This window comes from Janthinobacterium saanense, from assembly GCF_014200675.1.
Classification (GTDB): Bacteria; Pseudomonadota; Gammaproteobacteria; order Burkholderiales; family Burkholderiaceae_D; genus Janthinobacterium.
Genome location: NZ_JACHCI010000013.1, coordinates 115136 through 127530, shown reverse-complemented (window position 1 = coordinate 127530; position 12395 = coordinate 115136). Strand labels below are relative to the sequence as shown.

The following is a 12395-nucleotide window of genomic DNA, read 5'->3' as shown; positions in this document are numbered from 1 at the left end:
GCAATAAGCACAAGAGCAGAGCTTACTCCATTCGCTACCGCACTGGCGCCATCGGCCAGGACACGGTATCCGGGTCTATCATGGCGTGGGACTGTGAATCAGCCAGTTATTTCTTAAGGAAGAGCTTGTGTCGGAATGTCAGAGCGAACCCTGGCTAATAGGATGCAATCACAATTAAGCAGATAAGAGAGGCTACATTCAAAAAAGTTTATCTAATAAGCAACAATTCTGATCTTGCTGGCTATGTATCGGACGATATGGGGCTGATCGCGCAGGCATTCGAAAATAAAATTGATATCGGCTTCCTTAACAAACTTTGGAAAATCTATACGCAGGGAGAGTTTCCAATTCAGGTTTAGGCTGAAACATATCAATCGTAGCTGTTCCAAATAACTCATCTAAAATACCGCTGATCGCGTTTGATATCATTCTGATTCAAGACCATCTTGTGCACCATCATCGATAGCGTTCGCCAACCTCATGCAGCGCCCCGACCAGGTTAATTTGCCTATCCATGCAGTCGATATCTTCCAACAGATGGGTAGCGGCTGCAGCGACAGCATACTCACCTTTGCCCATGGATTTATCTTTACGCTTTTTCAGTTTGGCATTAATAGTCATTATTCTCCTGACGCGGGCGATACACCGCTCCTTGTAGTTGCTGGTGTCTTTCGGAATTGCAAAGCCTACCAGCAAAATGCCAGTTGCGATGCCAGCAATGCAATCTGACGCTCCCCCCATGTTGGCGAAGCATCAGAGGCGGTGGAAGCACACCGGGAGCGAGGCCAGTTCTGCATCACTGCATATCGGCCGGCCATTCTTGCCCATCATGAGAAAGCCAATTCCAGACCGAGCATCCTGACAAGGTCGTAGGTGACGAATCCCAGACCCACGAGCAATAGCACGAAGATGGCGACCGCCTTGCCGGCCGCGAGCAGCACCGCGCGCCGCTCTTCCACTTTCCCCTTCCTGCCTTGATCGTAATGCCATTTGATGGCAAAGAACATGCCCGTGCCGAGCACGAGAGCCTTGAACGTCACGAAGACTATCGGAATCCAATCCATTTTGAGTATTTCCAGTTTATTACTTGACACTATCTATCGTGAGGAACATTCCCTCAAAACGCTGCTTCAGCAGCGACATTTTTTGTTGCAGCCCCCCTCCAGGCATGCTGTTTGCATCTTTCATTATAGCCAGCCATGCAATCACCATGGCATCGGGCGCAGTGATGTGCAGAATGCAGATGAGCGAGGAGAAAACGTCAGCGACTGCCATGCAAGGATGGTGTTGCTGCACGCTCTGATGCATACTACTTTAAAACAATCTCCATACATTGAGACAAAATGTCCCAGTTGAAATCCATACAAGATGAAAATTTGCCCAGCTGGTTGCCACGCTTGGCCGGCAACAAAGGGCCACGTTTTTTGCAGATTGCCGATGCCTTGCAGGCGGCAGTGGCAGACGGATCGTTGACACCGGGTGAGCGTCTGCCTCCGCAGCGCCACCTGGCAGCTCAGCTTGACGTCGACCTGACGACGATCACGCGCGCCTACGACGAAGCCAGGCGCCGCAACTTGCTGGAGGGCCGCGGCGCCCGGGGCACGTATGTCGCGGCGCCGAAAGTCGAATTGAACGCTATCCTCGACCTGAGCATGAATACCCCGCCACCGCCCGATGGCGTGGACTTCAACGACATGCTGAAACAAGGTTTGTCGCAAGTATTGATGCGGGCAGATAATGAATTGCTGATGACTTACCACCTGGGCGGCGGCAGCGACTCCGACCGCAAGGCTGGCGCCACATGGCTGGCACCGATGTTTGGACCTCTGGATTCAGGGCAGCTGCTTGTCTGTCCCGGTGCGCAAGCGGCGATCGCCGCCTTGATCCTGGCGCTGACGCAGCCTGGCGATGTGATCCTGGCAGAGCCAATGACTTATCCCGGCTTGCGTACGGCCGCGGCCCAGTTCGGTCGACGCCTCATTGCGGTGGCAGCGGACCAGCACGGGATGCTGCCCGGGATGCTGGAGCAAGCCTGCCGCCAGCACCAGCCCGGGCTGATCTACCTCAATCCGACCTTGCAGAACCCAACCGCCATCACCATGCCGGAACGCCGGCGCAAAGAGCTCGCCAGCATCGCGCAGCGCTGCCATGTACGCATCGTCGAGGACGATCCCTACTGGCTGCTTGCCGACGCCCCGCCGCCACCGATAGCCACCTTTGCCCCGCAACAGGTGCTCTACATCTCCACCCTGTCGAAATGCCTGATACCTGGCCTGCGTGTCGCCTTCGTGCTGATACGCGATCCGCTTGAGCGCGAACGTTTCCTGGTCGCGCTCAGATCCTTTGCACTGATGGCCGCGCCCCTGACAGCCGCACTGGCCACGCAGTGGATACTCGACGGTTCGGCGGGCAAATTGATGGAAGGCATACGCAAGGAAGCGCGCCTGCGCCACCGCATGGCCCGCGATATCCTAGCGGGGCGCTACAGCGGCTCCGGGGACGGCCTGCATGTATGGCTAGCGTTGCCAGCGTATTGGAACTCCTCGCAGCTTGCGCATGCCGCCGCCAGCTACGGCATCGCCGTCACGCCGGCGGAGGCATTCGCCACTGGCAGCTCCTCAGTGAGTGCCATTCGGATTTCTTTGGGGTGTATCAAGGATAGGGGGCGCTTGCGGGCGGGGCTGCAACGGGTGTCGCAGTTGCTGGCTAGGAGGCCGGAGGGGGTTGGGGGGGCGGTGGTTTGATTGACCGGAAAGACTGTACCTCACCCTTAGGATGCCAGGATGAGTTCTGCTTTTAAGACACAGACTCAACTGGGAACGCCTTCCCTGTTGCGCCGAATAACTGTCTGCGTGGGTACATGAATGATAAGGTGAAGGAAGAACTTGTGTGTGAATGGCGGAATTGACGCTGGTGGTGATCTTCTTAAAATGACGAACATTGAGGAAACAGAACCTTGTTAAAATATTGGATAATATCTGTATCCCATATGAAACTGTCGAAAAAGACATTATTACCCTCAACAATGGACTGAGAGAGGGACGATATATTGAATTATTTTTATTGAAATTCAAAGTGAAAAATAAAAATCTCTTGAAAACACTGAACAATCTGTTTTTTTAAAATTTATAAAATAAATTTTTTGAATAATTAAAATAACCAATTCAAAAAGTTTTTAACGAATATTCAGGATAAAAAACCATTAAGGAGATTTTTTATAACTATCTACGCTGTCGTTATAGTTGTTATTTATTCGTTTCAGTAGAGTAGGATTGTTCTTGTATTTTTCTTTTAGAGTTCTGAACTGATTTTTCGCACCTCCGCAATACTTATCAATATCCTTTTTAATTTTCTCCTTTTCCTCTTTAGGAAGTTCTCCGTCGTATTCCCCGCCCAAGTGTTCGCATGCACCCGCGTTGTAAATAAATTTCCTTATATCTTGAGGTGAATTTTCGACAGAAAAAGCTAACGAGGAAGTAAAAAAAAGAGGTAAAAATAAGTATGAAATTCGCATATTGATTCCTTTTTCTTAACGACCATTGTTTGACCAGTGTGGAAAATCTCGCCCAGGTCCATTGTATTTTTTGACTCCGTAAGTAGCGGCGACAGCGATAAGTTGTTTGTTCATTCCTGTCCTCGGTAATGTATTTATCTTCACTACGTTACCGCTCGCATCCTCAATTTCGATTGTCTTCTCCCAAGTCAAGTTCATATCAATAGCAAGCCCCGTGTTGTGTTGAGAACGAAGAGCAGGCCTTGTCTGCAATGTTTGTATGTCTAAAGCCGAAGTCATGTCCCTTGCGGCTTTCACAGACTCCTCTTTTGTCCCGTGATCCCATTTAATATTTATTCCCTGCATACTTGGAACTTTTTTTGGATCGTAACCGTTCTTTGCTATTCTATAAGAATAGTGCATGAGATAAGAGCGTTTTTGGGGTCTTAAAGTAGCGTTGATTTTGACCTTAATTCCTGCCTCTTGCATTGCACAAATAAAATCATTTATAGCAAGACGAAAATTTCCTGACAAGTCTTTTGTGTCGGTGCTTCCGGGAAATTTCTTTGACCATTTTGCGCCACTCAATTCCAAGTCATTTTCCATTTTTACCCCCACCGCCTGTATAAATAATTACAAATTACAACAGACTGAGGAATGCTGTTTTGACAAATGCCAATGGTATGGCTTTTTTAAAAATTGGACATAATATATATTTTATTATACAAATTAAATTGCATAATAGTTATTTATATTTTCACTTGAATGGTATTTAATATACTATTTTGATCTATTTAAATAGGAGTCAATTTATGGAAGCGAGGGTCGGAAGCGAGGGGCAGTTCTGCTATTTAGACACGACCTCAACCAACTCCCACCTGTTGACTCGAATAACGTCTGCGCGAGTATACGAACGATAAAGTTAAGGAAGAGCTTGTGTGTGAATGGCAGAACTGAGCCTGCTGCCCTTTTTGGCGGGCTTGTCGGTTTCCCGGGCGGCCAATTCAAGCAGGCTGGAAACACCATGGCGACGCAGGCAGCGCCCCAGGGCAGCACGCGAAAGCGCTGGATTGACGGACTCGCGGGCCACCGCCAGCAGGTCGTCGGTGGGCAGCAGCAGCGTGGTGCGCAGCGCCACGACGATCAATTCCTGCGCAGGCGTGAGCGTGGTGTGCATGGTACGCGGCCGGTGCGAAAGATCCTCGGCGCTGTCGCGGTTCTGCCACTTGCGGATCGTCAGACGACTGACATTGTAGCGCTCAGCCAGTTCCCGTTGAGAGAGCGTCGAGTTGCGGATTTCGTCACGGATCAGATGAGTGGTGCGGGCTTGGCTGTGAAGGGCTTGGCTCATGGCGCTGGTAGTTGGGTGACAGGATTTAACAGTGTACTCAAAAGCAACCTGGCCCTGAAAAATGGCAGGCTGCGAGTTGGGATACGATCACCCATATCTAAACATCTAGCGTCTCAGTTACATTGTACGCATATTTCCGGACTTATTTAGTCCATACTGAATTTGCGGTAAAGAAGCCCAATTGAACTTTGCTAACCTCGGAGATTACATGAGCACCAACTTTAGTGGAACTTGGTATAACGAACTAGGCTCGTCAATGACTATTGAACAAAATGGAAATAATCTCTCCGGCAACTACTATACTGCGGTTGGAGAGGCAAGTGGGACGTATCCGCTCGTGGGTCTTGTCAATCCCTCTCAAGATACCAGTCAAACAGTGGCTTGGACGGTTACATGGCAAAACTCTACAGGCAACGCCTTGTCAACGACGGCTTGGTGCGGGCAAGTGCAAGTGATAAATAATGTCCCAACGATCACAGCGATGTGGTTGTTGACAGGTGAAACAACACCCGCAAACGACTGGGAGTCCACTCGAATTGGGCAGGATGTCTTTACTCCTCAGCCACCGAATTCAACTCAATCCAAGATAGCGTTGGCGCGCAAATCGTTTTCGCATCCCCGGAAACTATAAATCTAAAGGACGTTAAGAGTAAATTACTGAAATGACTCCTCGCCTTCGTAGTACTTGAGGAACTGCTGATTAACTCGGATTTCCCCTTAAAAATCACGCGCGAGTCTTTGATTTTAAAGCGGCGAATTTCGAGAGGTTGAATTAATCAGTACTTCCTTAAAGGATATCGGGCGAGAGGGTCAGGGCGCGAAGGCGCCCTGCTCGCTTCCGCCAGGCAATAAAAAACTGCCCGGAGGCGGTTTTTTATTGCCTGGCGGAAGCGGTGTATTACACAAAGCCTTTCCTAATGCGGCTTTCAAGATCAAACATGTACATCGTACCTACAAATATACCGTCTCAGGTAAATATTTTGCTTCGCCTCACAAAATTAAATTTCCATCCCATACGGAAATTTTCCAAGCCGATACTCCATAATAGAATTCTATGCAACCCTTTATGCTTTAGGGTCGCCCTTTCTGGAGGTAAGGATGGTGCAGTCACGCAAGCCCAAGGTATTCATCGCGTCGTCTAAAGAGGCCTTCGGATCGCCCACGCAATCCACTCAGTCCTAGACCATAATACCTCCCCGACAACTTGGCCCCATGGCACGTTCAGCCTGAGCAACCATACCATTGAGGACTTGGTCACGAAATCGTCGGATGTAGACTTCGCGGTCTTCATCTTCCATCCAGATGATGTTCTCGAATCCAGAGGCGAGTCGATGCCCGTTGTTAGAGATAATGTCATTTTCGAGCTGGGACTATTTATCGGGGCTATCGGTCGACAAAGATGCTACATCGTCAAGCCCCGTGCTGTAGAGCTTCATTTGCCATCTGACCTGCTTGGCATAAACCCAGCGGACTACGATCCTTCACGCATCGAAGACGATGCTGACTCGGCGGTGGTTCAAGCATGCACCAAAATCAGGGCTGAAATAAAGAAACATGGCCTCTTAGAGAAAAAAATACAGATGGCGGATGGAAGCATAAAACGACAACGTCCTAATCCGCCTGAAATCAAGCTCAACGAGGGCGATATTGAGTTTCTCGGCATCGCTGCTGCTACGCAAGTTTCTGCTGCAGGCGGCTTAAGCAGTTGGCATTTCGCTAATGGGACGCGAGGGTCAGTTCTGCCATTCAGACACGAGCTCATGCGTTGTGCGTCGTAGGACGCCAGCTCAGTCGAAACCTAATTAGAACCACTAAGCGCGCCGCAGGCGCGCAAGGCTGCCGCGCAGCGGCAGCGGTTGGAGGATTCGGGGCGGGCTGGGCCGGTAGGCCCAGCCCTTCGAATCTCACACGCAGGGCGCGCAGGCGCCCTGCTCGCTTCCGACAGGCAATAAAAAACCGCCCGAAGGCGGTTTCTTTATTTCCTGGCGGAAGCGGTGAGATTCGAACTCACGAACAGTGTAACCCGTCGCTAGTTTTCAAGTCTTCAAAATACCTCATATATTTCAACAATTTACGCACAATCTTATTCCGCACACAATGTTTTTCTAGCACCTTGCAACGTCGTGTTTTCGCCGCCGCTTACATACGATGCGGAAACGATTTTTCTGTCCAAAGGCAGGGGGTTTGGCAAGCGGATAGGCTATGAACTCATGCCGACAGGGCAGCAAGGGGAGCGAAGGGGCATTTTTTCTATGATTCTTGGCTAAGCCACTCCCCTGTTACCCCCTAAAATTCCCTAAGAAATCCCCAGCACCGAGCGCCATATGTCAACCAATAAACGATGCTCACCTAATTATAGGAAATTATAAACTATGCAATAAATTGAGGTTTCTCAATTTCATATTGCCAGGACTGCATAACAATCTCAGCACTCCCCAAACCAATCTCGGAGACATCATGGCACTCGACGTATACCTTCAAATGGATGGCATCAAGGGTGAATCGACTGACTCCGGGCATCCAGGATGGATTGAGATCACTTCTGCGCAGTGGGGTGTCACACAACCCAAAAGTGCAACCGCATCGACTGCTGGCGGCCATACCGCCGAGCGGTGTGAGCACCGAAGCCTTTCAATCACCAAGCTGGCAGATTTGTCTTCACCGCTCCTAATGCAGACCTGTTCTTCCGGCAGGACAATCCCCAAGGCTAAGCTCGAATTCATGCGCGCCGACGGCGAGGGGAGGCCGGTAAAGTATTACGAGGTAGCTTTAGAGAATGTACTGATTGGCAACATGGAGCAGCTTGTGTATGAAGGTAGTATCTTGCACGATGCTCTTGGCTTGAGGTTTTCAAAGGTGACTTGGAAGTACACACAGCAAAAGGTCGGTGGCGGCCCCTCCGGCAACACTGCGGGAGGCTGGAACCTTTCCACCAACCGTATCGCATAGGGCCTGGCCATGCTTGAAGTTCAGCTCAAGGATGCGCGCGGCTTGTTCATGCTGCCCCAGGCCCCGGAAGATGCGGGTTACTACGTGTACGGCACGCCGGGCGGCGGTGCTGGTCAATATGCACATCCCACCATGATGACAGCCATACTGCGCGTGGAGCGTGAATGGCAGGCAATCGACAAGCGCAAATTCGGAGTTGGAAACATCAGTCGGGCTGGAGGGCTGCCCTACAAGGGGCACGCCACGCATCTGACCGGACTCGAAGTGGACGTGCGTCCGGTACGTAAAGATGGACAAGAAACCGCAGTGTACTGGTACAACCACGAATACGACCAGGATGCCACAGCTAAGCTTATTGAACTATTCCGCACTTACGCGCCTGTCATTCTGGTCTACTTTAACGACAACAAAATCCCCTTCGTGACCCACATGCTGGATCACGATCACCACTTCCATGTGAAGCTGCGAGGCTGAAATGCGAAAAATCCTGGTGCTGGCTCTTGGGGCAAGCCTGCTATTCACGCTTGCCTACGCAAATGATCAGAGCGGATGGAGTTGGGAATACAAGCCGGTTGGCGGTACCTATCTTATCTACTCGGGAGAACTCGGCGACGAAAAAGCACCAACACAGGATGATCGTAAACTTGCCGTGGAAATTACAGGACAACCGGCGAAGGATATATTTGATTCGATGTATCCAGATTTCCAGCCAACTTGCAGCGGAGAAAAAGGAGATCGTGATCGACGCAAAGGCAATCTCTATTGCACCTTTCATCCGGGCAGCGGATATCGCTGCTTTATTGGTTTGAATCTGAGAAACGGGAAAAGCATTGCTGGAGCGATTTGCTGATGCTTCGTTTTTTGGAGGCCATTGGAATAAGCAAATGAAGCAAGAATCATCGCCCGCCTGGGTAGTTCCGCAAGCCTGCAAGGCACACGACACAGCCCCTACAGCGCAAATGCCGCCACTCGCACGTATGCTTGCACCAGCACCAGAGAAAACCCGCCAAACTGCGTCAAAATGCGTCAAATCGCACACCCCCTCTTCGCCCCGCCGCGCCAGTCCTCATGCGCCTTCGGCCATGGCGCAAATTTGAGTCAAAACAGCCCTATATAGCGGGCAGGTGTGGAGCGGGGACAACTGCGCGCGCCGGGCCGAAATCGTCGCCTTTATTATCTCAACGACAACATTATTCATCAGGGCGTGAAAAAGCCGCCTCATGGGCGGCTTGTGCGGTGGCTGGGGCAGTCTGGCACGACTGGGCTGTCGCGCCCTGCCTTGCCAGCTAACGCGGCGTGGCGGTCATCCTGGCCGGCCGGCGCGGGCCTTGGCCGCTTGCTCCTTGTCGTAATCGTCGCGGCAGTCCACGCCGCAAAACAGCATGGCCGGCGCCAGTGCTTCATCGCAGAAATAGCAGCAGCCGTAGGCTACCAGGGCGGGCCGGCTGCGCACGGCGGCCAGGCCGCGCGTGACCTCTGCAAAAATGATCTTGTCGGTGTTGTCTACGTGATCGCTCATAACGCGCCCTCCTTGGCCAGGCCCAGCTCATACGGCGCGAACTTCACCACTTCCACGCCGGCCCATTCATTGATGGCCAGGAACTGCGTTTGCAGGGGCACCAGCTCATTGCGGGCGAAGACGCGCGCGGCCGGCTCCACGGCACCGAAGCCGCCGGCATTGTTTGGCAAGATGCCCATCAACTGAGGCGGCACGCGGTGCGCGGCCAGCTGGTCGTCGCGCGTCACGCTCTTGATATTAAAAAACTCGTCCTTGGCGGCCACGTCCGACACCGGCAGGATCTGGATACCGTCCTTCTTGCCGTTCGGCGCGTACATGAACAGGTTGCGAAAGTTGCCCGGTCCCTTGCTGTCGCGCATGGCCTGGCGCAAGTTGTCCACGTCCTGCGCGTTGGCGGCGGCATCGGTCATGTAGAACAGGGAACGAGAACAGGGAACGAGGGTCAGTTCTGCAATTCAGACACAAGCTCATGCATTGGGGACGTAGAAGCAAGCTCAGTCGAAAACCTAATCAGAACCACTAAGCGCGCCGCAGGCGCGCAAGGCTGCCGCGCAGCGGCAGCGGTTGGAGGATTCGGGGATTCGAGGATTCGAGGGTCAGTTCTGCCATTCAGACACGAGGATTCGAGGGTCAGTTCTGCCATTCAGACACGAGCTCATGCGTTGTGCGTCGTAGGACGCCAGCTCAGTCGAAACCTAATTAGAACCACGAAGCGCGCCGCAGGCGCGCAAGGCTGCCGCGCAGCGGCAGCGGTTGGAGGATTCGGGGCGGGCTGGGCCGGTAGGCCCAGCCCTTCGAATCTCACACGCAGGGCGCGCAGGCGCCCTGCTCGCTTCCGACAGGCAATAAAAAACCGCCCGAAGGCGGTTTCTTTATTTCCTGGCGGAAGCGGTGAGATTCGAACTCACGAACAGTGTAACCCGTCGCTAGTTTTCAAGACTAGTGCCTTCAACCACTCGGCCACGCTTCCTGATGGCAGCATTATACATAAAGCGGGCGGGCTTACCAATGGTGGGGAAGCGGGTTGACCAAAATCTAAGCTAGATGCCCCAATTTTCCCGGAGCTCGCGTTCAAACTCGGCTGCTGGCAGGGGGCGGGAGAAGAGATAGCCTTGGACTTCGTCGCAGCCTGCGCTTTTCAGGAAGGCTAGCTGCTCGGCTGTTTCCACGCCTTCGGCGATGACTTTGTGGTGCAGTTGCTGGGCGATGCTGATGATGGTGCTGGCGATGGCGCAGTCGCTGGTGTCGGTGGGGATGCCGGTGGTGAAGGACCGGTCGATCTTTAAGGTGTCGATCGGGAAGCGTTTCAGGTACGACAGGCTGGAATAGCCGGTGCCGAAGTCGTCCAGCGACAAGGCCACGCCCAATGCCGTGATGCGGTCCATGATGCCGATCACGCGCTCGATGTTGTGCATCAGGGTGCTTTCGGTGATTTCCAGTTCCAGCCAGGCTGCTTCCAGGCCGTAGCGGGCCAGGGTTGCCGCGACCCTGGCGGGCAGGGCCGAGGTGAATTCGCGGGCGGAAACGTTGACCGCCAGGCGGATCGGTGGCAAGCCCGCCTGTTTCCAGGCTTGCGCCTGGGCGCAGGCTGCTTCCAGCACCCATTCGCCCACTTGCACCACCAGGCCGGTCGATTCGGCCAGGGGGATGAAATCGGCGGGCGGGATCATGCCGTGTTCGGGGTGGCACCAGCGGACCAGGGCTTCGGCGCCGATGATGCGTCCGCTGGCCAGCGCGTACTTCGGCTGGTAGTGCAGCAGCAATTGCTGTTCGGCCAAGGCGTGGCGCAAGCCGGTTTCCAGGCGCATGCGCGCTTGCATGCCCAGGTTCATGTCCTGGCTGTAGAAGGCCACGCTTTCTGTTTCGCTGCTGCTGTCCTGCTTGGCCCGGTACATGGCGATGTCGGCCAGGCGCAGCAGGGTTTCGGCGTCATGGCCGTCTTGCGGGTAGACGCTGATGCCGATGCTGGCGCCCACGCGCAAGTCGTGGCCTTCGATCAAAAACGGCTGCACCAGCGAGGCCAGCAGCTTTTGCGAGACGGTGCTCGCTTCATAATGCTGGCCGATGTCGAACAGGCCGACGGCGAATTCGTCGCCGCCCAGGCGGGCCACCAGGTCCTGGTCGCGCAGGACGCGGCGGAAGCGCTGGGCAACCTGGCGCAGCAGTTCGTCGCCGATGCGCCGGCCCAGGGTGTCGTTGATCAGTTTAAAACGGTTCAGGTCAATGAACAGCACGCAGCCCAGCATCTTGCTGCGCTGCGCCACGCTCAAGGCCTGGTCCACCAGCTTGGTCAGCAAGGTGCGGTTCGGCAGGCTGGTCAGTGGATCGTAATACGCCAGGTGGTGCAAGCGCTCTTCGGCCAGCTTGCGTTCCGTGATGTCGGTCAGATACGCGATCAGGGCGACCGGTTTTTCATCCATATCGCGCAGCGGCGACAGCGACAGGCTGGCCCAGAAGACGACACCGGACTTCTTGCGGCGGCGCACTTCCATCAAGCGCCCGCCCTGCTCCAGAAAGGCGTCGCGGAAACCGGTTTCTTCCTCGTCATATAAGAACAGGATGTTGCGCCCTACCGCTTCCACCGAGGAATAGCCGAACAGGCGTTCAGCGCCCTTGTTCCAGCTGGTGATATAGCCCTTCAAGTCCATCGTCAGCACCGATTCGTGCAACTGGTCGAGGATTTGCGTCTGTTGCGCCAGCAAGGCTTCGACTTGCGCGTAGGCATGTGTCGAGCGCTGCGCCAGCGAGTGTACCTGCAGCACGCCCGCCGTCAGCGAGGCCAGGCTGGCCAGCTGCTGGCGGTCAAGCTCGCTGTAGGGGCCGCGCCCGGAGACGGCAAAGTGGCCGAAGCACTGGCCATCGAAACTGATTTCCTGCAGCAAGCCTGGCCGGCCGCGTAGCCCTGCGGCGCTCTCGCCGCTGGATGATGGTGGCGCCGGCAGGAATTGGCCATGCGGGCTGGCCATGACGGCGCCGGCGATACGGCCCAGTTCGGCCACCAGTGCCGCACCACGCAAACGCACGACGGCGTCGCAGAGGGCGGCGCTGTCACTGAGGTTGTCCGACACCGTAAGCAAGGTCAT

Annotated in this window: 13 protein-coding genes, 1 tRNA gene and 2 pseudogenes; 6 read left to right on the top strand and 10 right to left on the bottom strand. The window is 54.0% G+C overall.

All coding sequences use genetic code 11. The annotated features are described in order from the left end of the window. Window positions 1-456: 456 nt before the first annotated feature. The 3 genes from HDE72_RS17870 to HDE72_RS17860 form a co-directional block, all read right to left on the bottom strand. Complete coding sequence (locus HDE72_RS17870) at window positions 457-621, bottom strand: hypothetical protein (RefSeq protein WP_183743366.1); 165 nt, start codon at window positions 619-621, stop codon at window positions 457-459. A 206-nt stretch (window positions 622-827) separates the two neighbouring features. After that, complete coding sequence (locus tag HDE72_RS17865; protein ID WP_183743364.1) at window positions 828-1064, bottom strand: hypothetical protein; 237 nt, start codon at window positions 1062-1064, stop codon at window positions 828-830. A 19-nt stretch (window positions 1065-1083) separates the two neighbouring features. Continuing rightward, window positions 1084-1275: a hypothetical protein gene (locus HDE72_RS17860; RefSeq protein WP_183743362.1), complete on the bottom strand. Its 192-nt coding sequence runs from the start codon at window positions 1273-1275 to the stop codon at window positions 1084-1086. Window positions 1276-1343: 68 nt separating this feature from the next. On the opposite strand from HDE72_RS17860, the gene HDE72_RS17855 reads away from it, so the two are divergent. Next, window positions 1344-2744, top strand: a complete 1401-nt coding sequence (locus HDE72_RS17855) for an aminotransferase-like domain-containing protein (RefSeq protein ID WP_183743360.1) — start codon at window positions 1344-1346, stop codon at window positions 2742-2744. Between the two features lie 458 nt (window positions 2745-3202). On the opposite strand, the gene HDE72_RS17850 is transcribed toward HDE72_RS17855, so the two are convergent. From HDE72_RS17850 to HDE72_RS17840, 3 genes and pseudogenes are all read right to left on the bottom strand, one after another. Next, window positions 3203-3514: a hypothetical protein gene (locus tag HDE72_RS17850; RefSeq protein WP_183743358.1), complete on the bottom strand. Its 312-nt coding sequence runs from the start codon at window positions 3512-3514 to the stop codon at window positions 3203-3205. Window positions 3515-3529: 15 nt separating this feature from the next. Then, window positions 3530-4099: a peptidoglycan-binding domain-containing protein gene (locus HDE72_RS17845; protein WP_183743356.1), complete on the bottom strand. Its 570-nt coding sequence runs from the start codon at window positions 4097-4099 to the stop codon at window positions 3530-3532. Window positions 4100-4460: 361 nt separating this feature from the next. Continuing rightward, window positions 4461-4844, bottom strand: a pseudogene (locus HDE72_RS17840) (IS481 family transposase); the annotation flags it as partial. Between the two features lie 208 nt (window positions 4845-5052). On the opposite strand from HDE72_RS17840, the gene HDE72_RS17835 reads away from it, so the two are divergent. The 5 genes from HDE72_RS17835 (at window position 5053) to HDE72_RS17815 (ending at window position 8643) form a co-directional block, all read left to right on the top strand. Continuing rightward, complete coding sequence (locus tag HDE72_RS17835) at window positions 5053-5475, top strand: avidin/streptavidin family protein (protein ID WP_183743354.1); 423 nt, start codon at window positions 5053-5055, stop codon at window positions 5473-5475. A 523-nt stretch (window positions 5476-5998) separates the two neighbouring features. Further along, window positions 5999-6622 (top strand): TIR domain-containing protein, encoded by a 624-nt coding sequence (locus HDE72_RS17830; protein WP_183743477.1) that lies wholly within the window; start codon window positions 5999-6001, stop codon window positions 6620-6622. Between the two features lie 679 nt (window positions 6623-7301). Then, window positions 7302-7793 (top strand): Hcp family type VI secretion system effector, encoded by a 492-nt coding sequence (locus HDE72_RS17825; RefSeq protein WP_183743352.1) that lies wholly within the window; start codon window positions 7302-7304, stop codon window positions 7791-7793. A 9-nt stretch (window positions 7794-7802) separates the two neighbouring features. Then, a complete protein-coding gene (locus tag HDE72_RS17820; protein ID WP_183743349.1) occupies window positions 7803-8267 on the top strand; it encodes a penicillin-insensitive murein endopeptidase in 465 nt (154 codons plus the stop codon). Between the two features lies 1 nt (window position 8268). After that, on the top strand, window positions 8269-8643 hold the full coding sequence (locus HDE72_RS17815; RefSeq protein ID WP_183743347.1) for a hypothetical protein: 375 nt from the start codon (window positions 8269-8271) through the stop codon (window positions 8641-8643). Between the two features lie 453 nt (window positions 8644-9096). On the opposite strand, the gene HDE72_RS17810 is transcribed toward HDE72_RS17815, so the two are convergent. From HDE72_RS17810 to HDE72_RS17795, 4 genes and pseudogenes are all read right to left on the bottom strand, one after another. Next, a complete protein-coding gene (locus HDE72_RS17810) occupies window positions 9097-9312 on the bottom strand; it encodes a hypothetical protein (protein WP_183743345.1) in 216 nt (71 codons plus the stop codon). After that, window positions 9309-9731, bottom strand: a pseudogene (locus HDE72_RS17805) (phage portal protein); the annotation flags it as partial. The pseudogene HDE72_RS17805 and the gene HDE72_RS17810, both read right to left, overlap by 4 nt. 461 nt (window positions 9732-10192) lie before the next feature. Further along, window positions 10193-10282 (bottom strand) — tRNA-Ser (locus HDE72_RS17800). 70 nt (window positions 10283-10352) lie between these two features. Continuing rightward, entirely contained in the window at window positions 10353-12395 is a 2043-nt protein-coding gene (locus HDE72_RS17795) for a putative bifunctional diguanylate cyclase/phosphodiesterase (RefSeq protein ID WP_183743342.1), read from the bottom strand.